16 protein-coding genes are annotated in these 18,269 nt (G+C 64.3%); 10 read left to right on the plus strand and 6 right to left on the minus strand.

The features are described 5' to 3' along the window. Positions 1-55: 55 nt before the first annotated feature. The 3 genes from ubiM to ACVOMB_RS07610 form a co-directional block, all read right to left on the minus strand. The gene (ubiM, locus tag ACVOMB_RS07600) at positions 56-1,234 is read right to left on the minus strand and encodes a 5-demethoxyubiquinol-8 5-hydroxylase UbiM (RefSeq protein ID WP_481530605.1); all 1,179 of its coding nucleotides are present in this window, start codon (positions 1,232-1,234) and stop codon (positions 56-58) included. A 145-nt stretch (positions 1,235-1,379) separates the two neighbouring features. Then, a complete protein-coding gene (locus tag ACVOMB_RS07605) occupies positions 1,380-1,943 on the minus strand; it encodes a DUF4019 domain-containing protein (protein ID WP_481530655.1) in 564 nt (187 codons plus the stop codon). Between the two features lie 100 nt (positions 1,944-2,043). Then, positions 2,044-3,201 carry a COG3904 family protein gene (locus ACVOMB_RS07610; RefSeq protein WP_481530606.1) on the minus strand — a complete coding sequence of 386 codons (1,158 nt, stop codon included), beginning with the start codon at positions 3,199-3,201 and terminating at the stop codon, positions 2,044-2,046. Between the two features lie 165 nt (positions 3,202-3,366). Here ACVOMB_RS07610 and ACVOMB_RS07615 point away from each other — a divergent pair, with 165 nt between their 5' ends. The 3 genes from ACVOMB_RS07615 to ACVOMB_RS07625 all read left to right on the plus strand — a co-directional run bounded on the left by ACVOMB_RS07615 (position 3,367) and on the right by ACVOMB_RS07625 (position 6,728). Continuing rightward, entirely contained in the window at positions 3,367-4,857 is a 1,491-nt protein-coding gene (locus tag ACVOMB_RS07615; protein ID WP_481530607.1) for a DNA-3-methyladenine glycosylase 2 family protein, read from the plus strand. Continuing rightward, the gene (locus ACVOMB_RS07620) at positions 4,854-5,366 is read left to right on the plus strand and encodes a methylated-DNA--[protein]-cysteine S-methyltransferase (protein ID WP_481530608.1); all 513 of its coding nucleotides are present in this window, start codon (positions 4,854-4,856) and stop codon (positions 5,364-5,366) included. The genes ACVOMB_RS07615 and ACVOMB_RS07620 overlap by 4 nt, the downstream gene beginning before the upstream one ends. Before the next feature lie 114 nt (positions 5,367-5,480). Next, positions 5,481-6,728, plus strand: a complete 1,248-nt coding sequence (locus tag ACVOMB_RS07625) for an alkaline phosphatase family protein (protein ID WP_481530609.1) — start codon at positions 5,481-5,483, stop codon at positions 6,726-6,728. Between the two features lie 109 nt (positions 6,729-6,837). On the opposite strand, the gene ACVOMB_RS07630 is transcribed toward ACVOMB_RS07625, so the two are convergent. Together ACVOMB_RS07630 and ACVOMB_RS07635 are read right to left on the minus strand one after the other, a co-directional pair. Next, positions 6,838-7,017 carry a 30S ribosomal protein THX gene (locus ACVOMB_RS07630; protein ID WP_481517546.1) on the minus strand — a complete coding sequence of 60 codons (180 nt, stop codon included), beginning with the start codon at positions 7,015-7,017 and terminating at the stop codon, positions 6,838-6,840. A 105-nt stretch (positions 7,018-7,122) separates the two neighbouring features. After that, positions 7,123-7,539 carry a MerC domain-containing protein gene (locus tag ACVOMB_RS07635; protein WP_481530610.1) on the minus strand — a complete coding sequence of 139 codons (417 nt, stop codon included), beginning with the start codon at positions 7,537-7,539 and terminating at the stop codon, positions 7,123-7,125. Positions 7,540-7,677: 138 nt separating this feature from the next. On the opposite strand from ACVOMB_RS07635, the gene ACVOMB_RS07640 reads away from it, so the two are divergent. From ACVOMB_RS07640 to ACVOMB_RS07670, 7 genes are all read left to right on the plus strand, one after another. Then, positions 7,678-9,873: a TonB-dependent receptor gene (locus tag ACVOMB_RS07640; RefSeq protein WP_481530611.1), complete on the plus strand. Its 2,196-nt coding sequence runs from the start codon at positions 7,678-7,680 to the stop codon at positions 9,871-9,873. Between the two features lie 634 nt (positions 9,874-10,507). Continuing rightward, complete coding sequence (locus tag ACVOMB_RS07645) at positions 10,508-10,936, plus strand: MarR family winged helix-turn-helix transcriptional regulator (protein ID WP_481530612.1); 429 nt, start codon at positions 10,508-10,510, stop codon at positions 10,934-10,936. After that, positions 10,933-12,144 (plus strand): MFS transporter, encoded by a 1,212-nt coding sequence (locus tag ACVOMB_RS07650; protein WP_481530613.1) that lies wholly within the window; start codon positions 10,933-10,935, stop codon positions 12,142-12,144. Before ACVOMB_RS07645 ends, ACVOMB_RS07650 begins: the two co-directional genes overlap by 4 nt. Before the next feature lie 76 nt (positions 12,145-12,220). Continuing rightward, positions 12,221-12,790 (plus strand): TetR/AcrR family transcriptional regulator, encoded by a 570-nt coding sequence (locus tag ACVOMB_RS07655; RefSeq protein WP_481530614.1) that lies wholly within the window; start codon positions 12,221-12,223, stop codon positions 12,788-12,790. Beyond that, positions 12,787-14,451: an MFS transporter gene (locus tag ACVOMB_RS07660; RefSeq protein WP_481530615.1), complete on the plus strand. Its 1,665-nt coding sequence runs from the start codon at positions 12,787-12,789 to the stop codon at positions 14,449-14,451. The genes ACVOMB_RS07655 and ACVOMB_RS07660 overlap by 4 nt, the downstream gene beginning before the upstream one ends. Next, positions 14,448-15,539 (plus strand): HlyD family secretion protein, encoded by a 1,092-nt coding sequence (locus ACVOMB_RS07665; RefSeq protein WP_481530616.1) that lies wholly within the window; start codon positions 14,448-14,450, stop codon positions 15,537-15,539. Before ACVOMB_RS07660 ends, ACVOMB_RS07665 begins: the two co-directional genes overlap by 4 nt. A gap of 342 nt (positions 15,540-15,881) precedes the next feature. Then, positions 15,882-17,576, plus strand: coding sequence for an amidohydrolase (locus ACVOMB_RS07670; RefSeq protein WP_481530656.1), 1,695 nt, complete (start codon positions 15,882-15,884; stop codon positions 17,574-17,576). 202 nt (positions 17,577-17,778) lie between these two features. Here ACVOMB_RS07670 and ACVOMB_RS07675 read toward each other — a convergent pair whose 3' ends face one another. Next, complete coding sequence (locus ACVOMB_RS07675; protein ID WP_481517869.1) at positions 17,779-18,264, minus strand: transcriptional repressor; 486 nt, start codon at positions 18,262-18,264, stop codon at positions 17,779-17,781. Positions 18,265-18,269 lie beyond the last annotated feature (5 nt).

Consider the following 18,269-nt stretch of genomic DNA (forward strand, 5'->3'; position numbering starts at 1 on the left):
CACCTACACCGGCTTCGCGGCTTACGCCGCTCCTACAAACCCGCGAGCCCCGCCGCTACGCACGAGCCTGGGTCAGATGCCCGGCGATCAACTTCCTGAACGGAACCACACCCTGCGCGGCCCGCAATGCCGCGCCGCGCAGCAAACGCGCCGGCAACCGGCTGTCGTTATAGAGCCCGGCAATGGCATTGGTGGCTTCGTATAGCGGCCGTGTCGCCAGCCGATGGCCGCGCTGGTAACTGGCCAGCAGGCCGTCCGCGCCGATATCGCCGCCACCGCGAACCGCATCCAGCAGCAACCGCGCCAGCCGTTGCTGGCTGTGCAGGCCAAAATTGAAGCCGTGCGCGGTAACCGGATGCATGCCGACCGCGGCATCGCCGATCAAGGCATAACGCTTGCCGACAAAGCGGTGCGCATACACCCCCACCAAGGGATAGGCATGACGCGTCCCCACCGGGGTCATCGCGCCCAGTCGATGTTCGAAGAAACCGCTGACAATGCGGCCGAAGTCAGCCTCATCCAGCGCCAACAACTGCTGCAACTGCTGCGGCGGCATGGTGATCACGGCCGAGGCCTGATTGCCCGGCAACGGCAGCATCGCCAGCGTGCGCTCGTAGCCGAACCACTCCCAGGCGGCGTGCTCATGCGGCCGCTCGCACTGCATCCTGCAAACCAGCATGGACTTGCCGAAGTCACGCATCTGCGCGCCGATCCCCATCATCCGCCGGGTCGCCGAGAAGCGGCTGTCGGCGGCGACCACCAGCCGCGCGCCGAGCTGACTGCCGTCACTCAAGCTAACCGTGCTGTACGCCTCGCCGGCATCGATTGCAGTGACCGAACGGCCATCCAGCAGCTCCAGCCCGGCCTGGCCCTGCACCGCCTCCCAGGCGGCGCGCCGGATCAGGTGGTTGGGAATCAGCCAGCCGAGCTCATCGACGCCCTCGCCCTGCGCGGCGAAACCCAGCGCAAACGGCGAGCTGCCATTCATTACTTTTGCACTGCGCAACGGCGAGATCTCGGCCGGATCGATGCGCTGCCACAGGCCCATGCTGCGCATGATCTGCCGCGAGGCGTGGGTCAGCGCGATCTCGCGACCGTCGAAAGCCGGCTCGGCAAGCGCCGCCAGCGGTTGCTGCTCGACCAGCGCCAACGACAGGCCACTACCCGCAAGACTGCGGGCCAGACTCAAGCCGGCCGGGCCAGCTCCCACCACCACCACATCCACCTTGCGCATGTGCCACTCCGTTAGGCCTACCGCAGGCAGGGTAAGCAGGCTGATGTAAGGATTCATTGATCCAGATCAGCTACCCGGCAGTCAGCGCGCAACCGCAACGGGCGCCCTGCGGCGCCCGTGTGCGATGCATGCGATGTGATGGCGCTTAGTTGGCCGAGGCCGCGCGCACGCTATAGCCGGAGGCGCGCCACACCTTGTCCTCATCCAGACGGAACGAGACCAGCTCGCGTACCGGCTGCGCATTGTTGGCAAATCGCGTAGGGAAGCTCACGTTCAAGTAGATGCCTTCCGGCACCGAGGCACCGGCCGGGTATTGCACGCGGGTGATCGATGGTTTGCCACGCGATACCAGCGCGCCCAGCTTGGCGCGATCTGCGTTGACGTTGTTGGCGAACACATCACGGGTCACCGCCTTGCGCGCGACTGCCGAGGCACCGTCCCAGACCGAGCTAGCCTGCTGGCTGTCCACCAACTGCGCCACACGCTGGGCGGCAGCGGTCATCTCCGCGTCCTGCTTTGCCACCTGCGCCTGCTGCGCTGCATTGAGCGCGGGTGCCGGTCGAGCAGCGGCAGGAGCCGCTGCGGGTGCCGCCGGCGTCGCAGCCCGCGCCGGAGCAGGAGCCGGGGTTCGACTCGCCGCGGGAGCCGGAACGGCGGCGGGCGCCTGCGCAAATGCGCTGGCAGCCGGCAGGACCAAGGACAACACCATCAACAAACAACTGGATCGCATAGCTCTCTCCATGACGCTTTCAGTTGAACGGAACGCCAATCCAATCATGGTTTGCGGCGTTCCGCACCCTCCTTCCTGTTCATTTCCGTGTGCCGGGCGCCCCCACCTGCGCGCCGACGGCTGGCGCAGTAGCTACAGCCGGCGCGGCCACCGCCGCCGCAGCGCCGGTCGGGATGGTGGTCGGCATCGGCTCCAGCATGGCGGTATCGATTTCCGACAGCGGACTTTCCTCCGGGCAGGTCTCATCCGGGAACCCGAACTGCTCCTTCAATGCCTGACCGCAGCTGTTCACCGCTTCCAGACCCGCGCCCGCCGTCTTGCAGTCGCGATCGAAGGCGACCAGGAACGCATCCTTGCGGCGTACGAAGTCATCCCCACATTTGCGCATCTGCTTGATCCGCTCCAGGTCATCCTGCACCGCGTTGGTACCGTCCAGACCGTACTGCTTGAGCTCTTCGTTGGTCAGCACCCGCAGGCTGCGGTTGGGCACGGTCATCATCAGGTCGGCCACGCCCACCGCCACGCCGTTGCGCTGCAGGTAGTCCTTCACGTTGTCGTAGACCTCATGCAGCTCCTTGTTCAACTCCGCGCGTGAACTGGCGCTGGAGCTGATCCGCATCATCCGGTGGATGCCAACCTTGCCGGAGATCAGCCGGTTGTCGCCGGCCGCCAGCACGAATACACAGGCGCTGTGGCAGACCGAGCCTTCACGCACCCAGATGGTCCAGCCGGACTCGCCAATGCTGTCGCCAGCGACGATCGCCGCTTCCACCTGGCCGCCACTGGAATCCAGATCGAGGATGCGCCGGCTGATCTTCATCGCATCGGCCACGACTGCCAGCCGCGTCACCATCGCCGCAAACGAAGGGTTGATCTTGCCGGCATAGCGCACCCGCAGCAGCCCACGCTCTTTGCACGGCTCCAAGGCTGCATCCATGCTGGCGCGGTCAAACGCGGCCAGCTCGGTGCCATCGCCGTTCTCGCCGGCATAGTCGGTGCCGCAGCTGACCCAGGCCTTGCCGTTCTCCAACACCAGCTCGGGCCAGGGCTTGTCCTTGGCCGGCAGTACCGGCGCTGGCGGAGTCGGCGCATCGGCGGCATTGATCGACACCATGTGGTCGCCATCGGCAGCCAGTGCAGCCGTGGGGTCGACCACAGGCTTTTTATCGCCGGTCTGCGGATTGCAGGCCAACAGCCCGATGCACAACAACGGCGACCAGCAGAACTTGGGCAACATGGAGAGCAATCAGGTCCGTACTACGGCGCAACCGCGCCAGGAAGGTGGACAGTCTAGTGCGCAACACCCTCTCTGCTGCAACGCCCAATGAATCAACACAGCGTCGCGCGCATTGATGTCCGAAAATGGCCAGTAACGACCGCCGGCCGCGCCTAGACTGGGGCCATGCAAAACCTCCTGATGCCCGCCCATGTGCAATGCGAACAAGCCCGTCTGGCCCGCGATGCGCGCTTTGACGGCCTGTTCTTCACTGCCGTGCGCAGCACCGGCATCTACTGCCGGCCGGTCTGCCCGGCACCGCCGCCCAAGCCCGAGAACGTCAGTTACTACCCCAGCGCAGCTGCGGCCAGCGCCGCCGGCTACCGGCCCTGCCTGCGCTGCCGTCCCGAGCTGTCGCCGGATGACGCCAATCTGCTGCAGGACCAGACCCTGCATCAGGCATTGGCCTTACTCAACGAAGGCATCCTGCAGGAGCAGTCGGCCAGCGCCCTGGCCGACGCGATGGGGGTCAGCGCGCGTCAGTTGCAGCGTCTGTTCGTGGCCAAGCTGGGTGCCACACCGGCACAGCTGCACACCACCCGCCGCCTGTTGCTGGCCAAGCAGCTACTGACCGAAACCGCGCTGCCGGTAACCCAGGTCGCACTGGCGGCCGGTTTCAACAGCCTGCGCCGTTTCAACAGCGCCTTCCTGGAGGGCTGCGGCATGCCGCCCAGCGCGCTGCGCAAGCAACATGGCGCAGTGTCAGGCGGCGAGCCGGTGCTGCGACTGGCCTACCGGCCGCCGCTGGACTTCCCGTTGATGCTGGCCTTCCTGCGCCGCCGCTCGTTGCCGGGCATCGAGTGCATCGACGAGAGCAGCTACCAGCGCGTGGTCCTCGCCAATGGCGTGGCCAGCCTGATCCGGGTCACCGCCGATCCCAAGCGGCCGGAACTGCGCCTGCAACTGGGCACCACCGACCCCCGCGCGATTCCCGCCATCGTCGCCAAAGTGCGGCGGGTCTTCGACCTGGATGCCGACCTGCGTACCGTCCATGCGGCGTTGGGCCAGGAACCGTTGCTGGCGCGGGGCATCACTGAACGGCCGGGCCTGCGCATTCCCGGCGGCTGGGACGGCTTTGAAGTCGCAGCGCGCGCCGTACTTGGCCAGCAGGTCAGCGTCGCCGCGGCGACCACGCTGGCGCGGCGCTTGGTCGACCGTTTTGGTGAGCACCTGCCCGGCATGCCCGAAGGCCTGGACCGGCAGTTCCCGGCACCGGCAACCGTGGCCGACGCGCCACTGGAAAGCATCGGCCTGCCGCGCAGCCGCGCAGCCACCCTGCGCGCGATTGCCCGCGCCTGCGCCGAGCAGCGTCTGGATTTCAGCCGCGCGCAGACGCTGGAAAGCTTCGTGCAGAAAGCCACTGCCCTGCCCGGCATCGGCCCGTGGACCGCACATTACATGGCACTGCGGGCAATGGGACTGCCCGATGCCTTCCCAGCCGGTGATCTGGTGCTGCAGCAGGTACTGGGCGAAGGCCAACGCCTGAGCGAACGCGAGACCGAGCGTCGCTCGCAACTCTGGCGGCCATGGCGCGCCTACGCCGTGTTGCATCTATGGCATCTGGCGGTGCCGACCGAAAGAAAGAATTCCAAGACTGTTACGGAAGCCAGCGCATGAACACCCTCTACTACGACCGCTTCGACAGCCCCATTGGTGCACTGACCGTCGCTGTCGACGAGGTCGGCGTACGCCATATCCTGTTCGCCGAGAACCGCCACGACGCCAAGGGCCGCGAGCACTGGCAGCGCGACCCGGATGCGGTCGCCGAACCGCGCCGGCAGTTGCTGGAGTACCTGCGCGGTGAGCGCCATCAGTTTCAGTTGGAGTTGGCACCGGTGGGCACCGAGTTCCAGTTGCAGGTCTGGCACACGCTGGCACAGATTCCATTCGGCGCAACCTGGAGCTACCGGCAACTGGCCGAGCGCGTCGGCCGGCCCACCGCTACACGTGCGGTAGGTGCTGCCAATGGCCGCAATCCTTTGCCGATCGTGCTGCCCTGCCATCGGGTGATCGGCAACAACGGCACGCTGACCGGGTTCGGTGGCGGGCTGCCGACCAAGGCGGCATTGTTAAAGCTGGAAGGCGTAGCCAGCGAAGGCGAGCGCGTGGCGGATCTGTTTGGCTGAACCCTCCGATTGTCCGGGAGCGGCTTGCTTCCTGCGGCTACAGGGTCAATCAGCCCCAAGCAACATGCCGAAGGTTGTATTTGTACGGTCACTGGCCCGGCCTATCATTGCTGCATGACTTTTCTACGCATTTCGGCCACTGCACTGGCCTGCGCACTGCTCGCTGCTTGCGCCACCACATCCTCGCCCAACGCCGCACCGGAAGCACCGCCCACCGTATTGATGATCTCCATCGACGGCCTGCGCGCGGACAAGCTCAGTGAAGCAGACAGTCCAAACCTGATGCGATTGGCCCGCGAGGGTGTGCGCAGCGTCGGCATGCGTCCGTCCTATCCCTCGCTCACCTTCCCCAATCACTACACACTGGTCACCGGTCTACGCCCGGACCATCACGGCCTGGTGCACAACGCGATGAGCGCCGACGTACTGGGCGAATTCAAGGTCAGTGATCGCTCGGCCGTGCAGAACCCCGCATGGTGGGAGGGCGGCGAGCCACTTTGGGTCAGCGTGCGCAAGGCGGGGTTCAAGAGTGCCACCTGGTCCTGGCCCGGCAGCGAAGCGCCGGTGCACGGCCTGCACGCCAACCATTGGCGCATGTACGACGAAAGCGTGCCGCTGCCCGAGCGCATGAACCAGGTGCTGGCCTGGCTGAATGGCGAGCCGGATGCGATCAAGCCGCGCTTCATTGCCACTTACATGGAGCAGGTGGACAAGGCTGGGCACACCTATGGCCCGGACTCACCCGAGTACAGGACGGCGTTGCAGCAGGTTGATGGCACCATCGGCCAGTTGGTCGACGGGATGCGCCGCGACGGCCTGCTCGACCACACCAACGTGATCGTCGTTTCTGATCACGGCATGGCAACGGTCAAGTACGGCAATGCTGTCGCGGTTGAAGACATGGTCTCGGCGGATATCGCCAAGGTGGTGTCGGTGGGCCAGTCAGTAGGTTTCGCACCACTGCCGGGCAAGCAGGCCGAAGCGGAAAAGGCGCTGCTTGGCGAGCACGCGCACTACCAGTGCTGGAACAAGGCGCAACTGCCAGCGCGCTGGCACTACGGCAGCAACCCGCGCATACCCGCCATCATCTGCCAGATGCAGGAAGGCTGGGATGCGGTGACCCGCGACACCATCGCCAAGCGCCCGCCCGGTGATCGCGGCTCGCATGGTTACGATCCTGCATTGCCGTCGATGCAGGCGGTATTCGTCGCACGTGGCCCGGCGTTCGCGCAGGGCAAGCAACTCACCGCCTTCGACAACGTTGACGTCTATCCATTGCTCACGCGCTTGATCGGCATCCCGGCCCAGCCCAACGATGGCGACCCGCACGCACTGGAGCAGGCACTGCGCCAATCGAAGTAAGGTTGGCCGGGTGCGCTGAGCGCCCCCGGGAACGAAGCCCACCCCACGCAACAGGCACAAAAAAAAGCGGCGCAATGCGCCGCTTTTCTGTAACCACTGCCTGGCTGGATCAGCCGGCCTTGGCGACGGTCTTCTTGGCAACAGCCTTCTTGGCGGCAGCCTTGGCGACGGTCTTCTTGGCGACCGGCGCAGCTGCGCCCACGGCCACCTTGCTCACGTGCGAACGCGAAATGCCGTAGCTGGCGTTATAGCGCTTGCCCTTGGCGGTCTTACGGTCACCCTTACCCATGTCGTCAACTCCTTGGTTTGTAATCAGTTACCCCGTGCATGCACGGGTTTGGCGAGGCCACAACAAGCGCCCTCGCGCATGGACAGGAAGCCTACCATGCGCCCCTCAATGTGCGCAGCTGGCGTCGTGTACGTGCACGTGGTTCAAGCGCAGGTTGGCAACATGCGCCAAACCCACCAGCACGCCGCCCAAGGTCATCACCACGGCATGCGGAACCTGCGAATGATGCAGCTCCGGATACAGCAGACCGGCCCACAGCAGCAGCAGGCCCGGCACCAGCAGCAACAAGGCCATCAGCGCACGATGGCGCAGATAGCCCCAGATAAGGCTGAACAGACCCAGCACGGTAACGAAGATGACGATGCTGGCTTCCACTCCATCACTGAGCCAGAACGACAATCCCAGTGCCGGTGCCACCGCCAGCAAGGCCGGCAACAACGCGCAATGCACCGCACAGATCAGGGATCCGGTCGCACCAAAGCGATCGAGGAATTTGCGTAGTCCGGTAGGTGGGGTGGGCATGACTTCCAGCAGGGGCGACGGAACGTTATGGAATAATATAACATTATTGTCCTCCCCGCCCTAGCCGCCTGCGCCAGCCCACTGCCGCCTCCGGTTCAGACTGCCACCCCAGTGATACAAAGTAACAAAGGAATCCTCATGCCCTTCCCTCGTCGCACCCAGCATCACCTGCTGTTCCTCGCCCTTGCCGCCGCCCTGCCTGCTGTCGCCAGTGCCGCCGATGACGACGCCGGGCAGAGCCATCATCTGACCGAACTGACTGCTGTGAAGGTCACCGCCTCACCGCTGCAGGGTTCGGCCGAGTCACTGGCCCGTCCGGTCGAGGTATTGGCCGGTGCTGATCTGGATGAACACAAGGCCGGCACCCTCGGCGACACCGTCGCCAAACTGCCGGGCGTGCAGAGCACCTTCTTCGGGCCTGGCGTGGGCCGCCCGATCATCCGTGGCCAGGAAGGCCCGCGCGTGGCCGTGGTCGCCAATGGCATCGGCAACATGGACGCCTCCACGGTAAGTGCCGATCACGCATCGAGCATCGAGCCGTTCCTGGCCGACCAGATCGAAGTATTGAAAGGCCCGGCCACCCTGCTGTTCGGCAGCGGCGCGATCGGCGGTGCGGTGAACGTGGTCGACGGCCGCATCGCCAGCGACGTGCCGGACCGCCCGCTCAGCGGTCGCGCCGAGCTGCGAGGCAACTCGGTCAACCAGGAACGCAGCGGCATGTTCCGCCTGGACGGCGTCAGCGGCGGCAATGTAGTGCTGCATGTCGACGGTCTGGTGCGCAACGGCGATGACTATCGCATTCCCGGCTACGCGATCGACCCGCACGCCCTGGATGCCGATGGCCACGACGACCATGCGGATCTGGAAGGCGAACTCGGCCCGCGTGGCCGCCTTGAGAACAGTTCCACCCGCACCCGCGCCGGTGGCGTAGGCGCCACCTGGCTGGGCGACAAGGCCTTCCTCGGCGCTTCGCTGAGCACCTACCGCAGCAACTACGGCATTCCCAACGGTGCCCACGTCCATGCTGACGATGATCACGGCCACGACCATGACGACCATGACCACGCAGAAGAAGACGGCGGCGAGCACGACGTGCGCATCGACATGGTGCAGAACCGGTTTGAACTGAAGGGAGGCCTGTACAACCCGACCTCGTTCCTGAAGAGCCTGACCCTGCATGGCGGCTACACCGATTACGAGCACACCGAGCTCGAAGCCGGCACGCCTTCTACCCGCTTTACCAACAAGGGCTTCGAGGGCCGCCTGGAAGCCGTGCAGCAACCGCTGGCTGGCTGGGACGGCGCATTCGGCCTGCAGTTCGGCAGCAGCGACTTCGGTGCCATCGGCGAAGAAGCCTTCGTACCGGGCACCACCACCGACACCATTGGCGCATTCGTCCTGCAGGAAAAGCAGTTCGGCCCATTCAAGCTGGAACTTGGCGCACGCCACGACCAGGTCAAGCTGGACCCGAACGACGCCCAGCGCAGCCGCAGCTTTGGTGCCACCAATCTGTCGGCCTCCGGCATCTGGGCGTTGAACGATACCTTCGACCTGCGCTTCGGCGTGGATGCCTCCGAGCGTGCGCCAACCAACGAAGAGCTGTATGCCGCCGGGGCACACATCGCCACCCGCTCGCTGGAAATCGGCAACGCCAACATGGACACCGAGCGCGGCCGTCGCATGGAGCTGGGCCTGCATGCGCATAACGAGCGTATCGACGTACAGGCTGCGATCTACCAGACCAAGTTCAAGGACTTCATCTACCTGGCAGATACCGGCGTGGTCGAAGGCGGCCTGCCGGTGCGCACCTGGACCCAAAACGACGCAACGTTCAAGGGCGCTGAAGCTGAAGCCACCTGGCACATGCTGGAGAACGTGGCCGGTGACTGGGACCTGCGCGTGTTTGGTGACTACGTGAAGGCCGAACTGGATGGCAACGGCACCCGCAATGTCGCCATTGCCGTGCCGCATGGCGATCACGCGCACAATTACAACGTCGAGCTGGCCAACGGCGGCTACCTGCCGCGCATCGCACCAGCCCGCGTCGGTGCTGATCTGCATTGGTCGCTCGGCGGTTGGCGCGCCTCGCTGGGCGCCGTGCGTTATGGCAGCCAGAAGGATGTTGCTGTGAACGAAGAAGCCAGTGCCGGTTACACGCTGGTGGATGCACACCTTGCTTATCGCTGGGACCGCAACGGCAGCAACAGCTACGAAGTGTTCTTTGATGGCAGCAACCTGACCAATCGTGAGGCACGGCCGCATACCTCGCTGCTGCGGGATTACTCGCCGCTGCCGGGCCGTGGTGTGGCGTTTGGTATCCGCGCCTGGTTCTAAGCGATTGGTTTGAGCAATGGCTCAGAGCTGTTGCTTTGAGCTGTTGCTTTGAGCTGTTGCTTTGAGCTGTTGCTTTGGCACTTGCTTTCCCCTCTCCCGCCTGCGGGAGAGGGGTAGGGGTGAGGGCAAGCCTTTGTCTTTTGCTTTTGCTTTTGCTTTTGCTTTTGCTTTTGCTTTTGCTCTTGTTCTCGCTTCTGCCGCCCCCTCACAGCCCGAGCACAGATGAAAACCACCGCAAGGTGGTTTTTCTTTGCGCTGAGCAATTTATGCGGGAACCATTTCAAAAAATGCCGAAGCCAAATCAATAGCGCCCCCATCCGCCCTTCGGGCACCTTCCCCCGCAGGCGGGAGAAGGGAAGACAAAAAGCAAAGCCGGAGCCAGAGCCGGAGCCAAAGCCAAAGCCAATACCAAAGCCAATACCAAAGCCAGAGCCAGAGCCAGAGCCAGAGCCGGAGCCGGAGCCGGAGCCAAAACCAAAGCCAGAGCCAGAGCCAGAGCCAGAGCCAAAGCCAAAGCCAGAGCCAGAGCCAGACCTAAAACCAAATCACAGCAAGAGCGCGACCGCACAACCCATTCTCGCAATTACGTGCATATACACATAAACTCCACCCCATCGCCCCGCCCTACAAGCCGATGGACACTTCCAGCCCCTGCACCTGCTTCCAGCTGCGCCGCGCCACACGCCGCGTCACCCAGTTTTATGACCGCCATCTTGCAGCCGCCGATCTAAGCCTCAACGCCTATTCCATCCTGCGCCGCTCCAGCCAACCACGCCCGCTGGGCGAGCTCGCCGATGCGCTGGGCATGGACCGCACCACCCTCACCCGCAACCTCAAGCCGCTGCTCGAATCCGGCCTGCTCAGCTCCGCGCCCGGCGCAGATTCCCGCCAGCGCCAGCTGCACATCACCGCCGCCGGCAAACGTCGCCTGCAGAAAGCCTTGCCCCTCTGGCAACAGGCGCAACAGGAAATCGAAAACCTGTTCGGCAGCGCGCGGATCGCGGGTCTCAACCAACAGCTGGAAGCACTCACCCAATCACTGGAACAGGAGCAACCGGCATGAGCGCGCAAGCCCCAACCCGCACACCTTGGCTGCTGTTGCTGGCCGCCTCCAGCATCTTGATGGTGACCATGGGCGTGCGTCAGACCAGCGGTCTGCTGATCGACCCCATCCATGTCAGCACCGGCCTCGGCATCGCTCAGATCAGCTTTTCATTGGCAATCGGCCAGTTCGTCTGGGGCGCTGTACAGCCGCTGTTCGGTGCCATGGCCGACCAGCGCGGGCCACTTCCGGTCTTGGTTGGCGGTGGTGTGCTGCTGGCCGTCGGCCTGCTCGCAGCAACCCTGCTACCTGGCGCCTGGGGGCTGAACCTCAGCTTCGGCCTGTTGCTGGCCGCCGGTGCCGGTGCCGGCAGTTTCTCGGTACTGATCGGCGCAACCGCCTGGCGCATCCCCGCGCAGAAGCGCTCGATGGCAGCCGGCATCATCAATGCCGGTGGCTCGCTCGGCCAATTCCTGTTTGCGCCGCTGGTGCAGTTGCTGCTCAGCGCCTTCGGCTGGATCAAGGCTTTATATGCATTGGCCTTCATCGTGCTGTTGTCATTGCCGCTGGCCTGGCCGCTGCGCAAGCGTGCGCCGCGCAGCGAAGGAACCGACGACGGCGAAGCACTGCGCCCACAACTGCAGCGCGCCCTGCGTGACCGCAGCTACTGGTGCCTGCATCTGGGCTTCTTTACCTGCGGGGTGCACATCGCCTTTCTGGTCACCCACCTACCCGGCGAGATCGCGCTCTGCGGCCTGTCGCCGAACGTGGCCTCGGTATCGATTGCCTTGATCGGCCTGTTCAATGTCGCCGGCAGCCTGATCATCGGCGCGCTCGGCGAGCGCTTCCGGATGAAGTGGCTGCTGTTCTGGATGTACCTCAGCCGCGCGGTGTTGATCGCGGTCTATCTGGCTTCGCCGCCGACGCCGATGACCTTCTATGTATTTGCCGCAGCATTGGGCTTCACCTGGCTGGCGACGGTGCCGCCCACCGCTGGGCTGGTCGGCAAGCTGTTCGGGCCGCGCCATATGGGCACCTTGTTCGGCCTGACCCTGTTCTCGCACCAGATCGGCGCCTTCTTCGGTGCTTGGCTGGGCGGCGTGGCGCTGGAATACGGCGGCGACTACAGCTGGATGTGGTACGCGGACATGGCACTGGCGGCCGCTGCAGCTCTGATCAACCTGCCGATCCGCGAGGCACCGGTGCGCCGCCAGCTCGCCGCGAGCTGAACGAAACGGGCCGCTGCAACGGCCCGTTTCATCACGCCCATTGAAACCGGACACTTTTGTCCGGATCATATGGAGCATGACCTCCATTCGTTCCGATGCCGCCGCACGTCGCGCCTTGCTGCTGGATGCGGCCGACGCTGTGTTCGGCGAACACGGCATTACCGCCCCGCTCGACCTGGTGGTGGCGCGGGCCGGCGTGGGCCGGGCAACGCTGTACCGCAACTTCCCCGACCGCACCGCGTTGATCGAAGCCCTGCTGCAGCGGACCGTGGAAAAGATCGAAGCGCATCTGCAGGAGCTGGGCGAGCGTGACGATGCGCTGTTCGAGCTGATCATCGGCATGGCCAAGCGCATCGTGTACTCGCCAGCGCTGGCCGACTACTGGCGCGCAGTGGACCAGGACGAACCCGCAATCAAGGCCGCACGCGAGCGCATCCTGAGTCTGTCCGAACCCGCCCTGCTGCGGGCAAAGGCCGCAGGACTGTGCCGGCTGGACCTGCAGCTGTCCGATATTTCATTGATCTCCGGCATGCTCGGCGCGGCGTTGCGCGGGCGCACCGTCGAAGATCGCGCCACCCTCGCACGGCGTGCGATTGAATTGCTGCGTCCCGGCCTGTCCAAGCAGGCTGCAGCGGAACGCACATGAAGCCACTCAAACCCATTCCGGACTGGGAAGAACACGAAAAACCCAGCCTGCCCGGCTCGGCCTCGATGCCCTGGCACCCACCACACCGGCGCGCGGCCTATGCCGCGGTGGCGGTGCTGGTGGCGATCACCGGCGGGCTGGGCAATGCGTTGATCAGCGCCAACCTGCCGCTGATCACCGGCCAGATGGGGCTGCAGGCCAGCGAGGCCAACTGGTTGGTGGCTGCCTATCTGATGGTCAACGTCAGCGCCAACCTGCTGGTGTTCAAATTCCGTCAGGAATACGGTATCCGCCTGTTCGCCGAGATTGGTCTTGGCACCTATGCCGCACTGGCGGTGCTGCATCTGTTTGTCGGCAACAACACGACTACCTTGCTGGTACGCGCAGGCAGCGGTTTTGCCGGCGCCGCCTGCACCACGCTGGGCACGCTGTACATGCTGCAGGCGCTGCCGCGCAAATACGTGGGCAACCTGCTGGTGATCGGCGTTGGCCTGTCGCAGCTGGCCGTGCCTTTGGCCTGGCTGTTGTCGCCCAGCCTGCTCGACCACGGCGAATGGCAGAACCTGTACCTGTTTGAAGCCGGGTTGGCGCTGTGTTCGTTCGCCGCCGTGGTGGTGCTGAAGCTGCCCCCCGGCATCCAGATCAAGGTCTTCGAGCGCACCGACTTCCTCACCTTCGCCCTGCTCGCGCCGGGACTGGCGCTGCTGGTGGCGGTACTCAGCCAAGGCTATCTGCATTGGTGGTTTGACTCGCCCTGGCTGGGCTGGGCACTGGCCGCCGCCGTCGTGCTGATCACCACCGGCCTGTGCATTGAACAACAGCGCCGCAACCCGCTGCTGCAGGTTCGCTGGTTGATGGGGCCGGTGATGCTGCGCTTCATCGTCGGTGCATTCCTGATCCGCTTCCTCACCAACGAGCAGTCCTACGGGATGATCTCGATGATGCGTGCGCTGGGCATGGGCCCGGAGCAGATGGCGCCCTTGTTCGGGGTGATACTGATCGGCGTACTCGTCGGTATTGCTGCCGGTGCGCTGACCTTCGGTCCGAAGGCGCTGATTCCGCAGTTGCTGGTGTCGATCATCCTGCTCGGCAGTGCCGCCTTCCTCGACCAGCACCGCACCAGCATGGACCGGCCGATGGATTTCGCCCTCAGCCAGTTCCTGGCGGCGGTGGGCAGCGGCATGTTCATGGGCCCGCTGATGCTGATGGGCATACGCCAGGCGATGGCGCGCGGGTTGGACCATATCGTGTCCTTCATCGTCATCCTGTCGCTGACGCAGAGCTTCGGCAGCCTTGCCGGCTCGGCCTTCCTGAGCAGTTTCCAGCTGCACCGCGAACATATCTATTCCACCGCACTGGTCAGCCAGCTCAATCCCGCCGATCCGCAGGTGGCGCGCCGCCTGCAGCTGCAGCAACAAGCCTACGCCCGCGTCATCACCGACCCGGTACAACTCAAGGCACAGGCCAGTGCAGCCTTGGCGGCAGCAGCCAGGCGCGAGGCCAATGTTCGCGCGTTCAATGATGTCTTCGCCTTCAGTGGCTGGGTGGCGATCTGCTTCCTGAGCTGGCTGCTGCTGGAAGTGACGCTGCGCAATCCACGCGTGAAACAGGTGATCCGGCGTGACCGCGCCGGGGCCCAGGACAACCGAGCAGAAACATGAGCAACAAGACCGAAAAGAAAGCCTCAGCACCGGCAGCCGAGGCCGTGTCCAAATACAACCGACCCAGCCGCCGCGCGGTGGTGCTGATGATCATCGTCGCCCTGGTCGGACTGACCTTGATCCTGCGCGCCTGGCAGCTTTGGCCATTCAACAGCACGTACATGCATACCGACGACGCCTATGTGCGCGGCCAGGTAACGGTGCTTGCGCCGCAGGTCAACGGCTATGTCACCGAAGTACTGGTCAGCGACTTCGACCATGTGAAAAAGGGCCAGCCGCTGCTGCGCATTGATCCGCGCATCTACCAGCAGAAGGTGGATCAAGCGCAGGCTTCCCTGGAAGATGCACGCGCGCAGTTGGCCAACTCCGACCAGAGCCAGGCGCAGAACCGCGCGCAGATCAGCTCGGCCCGTGCAAATCATTCAGCGCAGCAGGCCGAGCAGCAACGCAGTCGCACCGAACTGCAGCGCTATGAAGCCCTGGCCGCACAGCAACTGGTCTCCAATAGCGACCGCGACAAGCTGCGCGCCTCCGCGCAGGCGGCAACTGCTGGCGTGGCGCAATCGCAGGCAGCCATCCATATCGCCGAGGAAACCCTCACCTCCACCGAGGTCGCGCGCAAGGGCTTGGAAGCGAAGGTCGCCATGGCTGAAGCCGCCTTGGAACTGGCAAAGATCGACCTCGACAACACGGTTATCAAAGCGCCGCGTGATGGTCAGGTATCCGAGGCCACCGTGCGGCTTGGGCAATACGTTACCGCCGGCAGCCAGTTGCTGTTCCTGGTGCCGGACACGCTGTGGGTAGTGGCCAACTACAAGGAAAGCCAGACCTGGAACATGGCCATTGGCCAGCCAGCGACGTTCAGTGTCGATGCGTTCCAGGGCAAGAAACTGACTGGTCGCATAGAGCAGATTGCCCCGGCCACAGGCTCGGAGTTCTCGGTACTCAAGCCCGACAACGCCAGCGGCAATTTCACCAAGGTGGTGCAACGCCTACCGATCCGCATCGCCATCGACCCCGACCAACCGCTGGCCGCACGCCTGCGCCCCGGCATGTCAGTGGTGGTGGAAGTAGACACCGCACGGTAGTGCCGAGCCATGCTCGGCAGGGGCATTACCGGTGCTGAACTTGTAGGAGCGGCGTAAGCCGCGAAGCTGACATTGGTAGAAAGGCCCAAAAGCCAACCCCTCCCCAACCCTCCCCTGCTGCGCAAGGGAGGGAGCAACAGCGGTAGTGCCGAGCCATGCTCGGCAGGGGCACTACCGACAATCTTGTGGGAGCGGCGTAAGCCGCGAAGCTGACATGAGTAGGAAGGCCCAAAAGCCAACCCCTCCCCAACCCTCCCCTGCTGCGCAAAGGAGACAGCAAAGCCTTAACCCGATTGCGCTAGGCTGTACCCCTGCCCACAGCCGGGAGAACCCTCGGTGAAAATGATTCTGGCGCTCTCCGTACTGGCCGCACTTACGGCCACCTCCGCCAACGCAGCCGACACGCTGTACTCCGGCGGCCCCATCGTCACCGTGGATGACCGCCAACCCGATGCAGAGGCCATCGTCGTGCGCGATGGCCGCATCGCCTTTGTCGGCACCCGCAAGGCGGCGCGCAGCTTCAGTCCGCAGGCGCAGCAGGTTGACCTGCAAGGCCATACCCTGACGCCGGGTTTCATCGATGCCCACGGCCACGTCTCCGGCGTCGGCCTGCAGGCGCTGTCAGCCAATCTGCTGCCCGCACCCGATGGCGAAGGCAATTCGATTCCCGCCCTGCAGAAGATCATGCGCGAGTTCCGCGCGCATCCGACCACACCCGAGGGTTACAAGGTGTTGATCGGCTTCGGCTACGACGATTCACAGCTGGTCGAACAGCGGCATCCGACCCGGCAGGATCTGGATGCGATCGCCACTGATATTCCGATCATCCTGATGCATCAGTCTGGCCATCTCGGCGCCTACAACAGCAAGGCGCTGGAAATGGCGGGTATCACTGCCGACACGCCCAATCCACCCGGTGGAGTGATCCGCCGCGAACCGGGCAGCAATGTGCCTGACGGTGTGCTTGAGGAAAGCGCGCACAACATCGCCCTGGCCAAGCTGATGCCGGCGATGACTGTCGAGCAATCCTTTGCCATGCTCGAAGCCGGCCAGGCGCTGTACATGAAATACGGTTACACCACTGCCCAGGACGGCAAGACCGACGCCGGTACCTTGCAGCTGCTGCCGATGGCGGCCAAGGCCGGCAAGCTCAAGATCGACGTGGTGTCCTATCCCGACATTGAAGTGGCCTTGCACAACCCAGCCATGCAGGGGCCGTTCTATGGCCTGAACTACACCGACCACTTTCGCATCGGCGGGGTAAAGATCAGCCTGGATGGCTCACCACAGGGCAAGACCGCATGGCTGACCAAGCCTTACTACAAGGTGCCCGAGGGCGAGAAGCCAGACTATGCCGGTTATCCCGCCTTCCCTACCGCCAAGGTCGATGACCTCATCACCCAGGCCTGGGGCCACGGCTGGCAGGTGCTGGCACATGCCAATGGCGATGCCGCCATCGATCAGCTGATCCATGCCGTGTCCGCCGCTGAAGCCAAGTACCCGGACAAGCATCTCGTCCCCGTGCTGATCCACGGCCAGACCCTGCGCAAGGACCAGGTTGGCGAACTGCGCCGCCTCGGTATCTTCCCTTCCCTGTTCCCGATGCACACCTATTACTGGGGCGACTGGCATCGCGATTCAGTGTTGGGCCCGGAGCGTGCCGAGAACATCTCGCCGACGCAATGGGTGCTGGATGCGGGCATGGTATTCACCTCGCACCATGATGCGCCGGTGGTATTCCCGGATTCGATGCGGGTGCTGGATGCGACGGTCAACCGCGTGACCCGCAGTGGCCGCGTACTGGGGCCGGATCAACGTGTATCACCGGCGATCGCGCTGAAGTCGATCACCTTGTGGGCAGCGCGTCAGTACGGCGAAGAGAGCAGCAAGGGCTCGATCGAAGTCGGCAAGCGCGCGGACCTGGTGCTGCTCTCGGATAACCCAATGAGCATCGAACGCAGCCAGCTGCACACCATCAAGGTGCTGCAGACCATCAAGGATGGCGAAGTGGTCTACGAAGCAAAACCGAAGCCGTAAGCATAGTGGGCTGTTGTAGGAGCGGCGTAAGCCGCGAAGCTGATAGGCCCGGACCTTCCCGGTTACTTCGGCTTGGTCAATGCACTATCGGCTTCGGGTGTTGCAGTGGTTTCGCGGCTTACGCCGCTCCCACAAAGACCGGTTCAGTGCGGCACCTTCCCCGCACCCCACCCCCTCTCCCGCAGGGAGAGGGACTAAAGCCTCAGCCTGCGCAGTTCGCGCACAGGCCGTGTACTTCCAGCGTCTGTGCCTGCGGCTTGAAACCAAGCTCCTTGGCGCGGGCTTCGAGCTGGCGAACGATGTCGCGGTCTTCCAACTCCACTGCGCTATGGCAGCGATCGCAGATCAGGAACGGTACCGAGTGCTGGTTGCTGCTCGGGTGATGGCAGGCAACGAACGAGTTGACCGAAGACAACTTGTGCACGAAGCCATTGGCCATCAGGAAATCCAGCGCGCGGTAGACCGTGGGTGGGGCATCAGCGCCCACACCCTTGCCTTCGCGCACCCATTCCAGCAGCTCGTAGGCCTTGACCGGCTTGCCGGCCTCGGCGATCAGCCGCAGCACGTTGGCGCGGATCGGGGTCAGCCGCAATCCGCGCTCGCGGCACACCCGTTCGACCACCGCGACAAAGCCCGCCGCGTCTTCGACGTGGTGGTGCGGAGCGGTACAGGAGTGTGCTTCGGTCATGTCTA

Source organism: Stenotrophomonas sp. STEN018, from assembly GCF_056760235.1.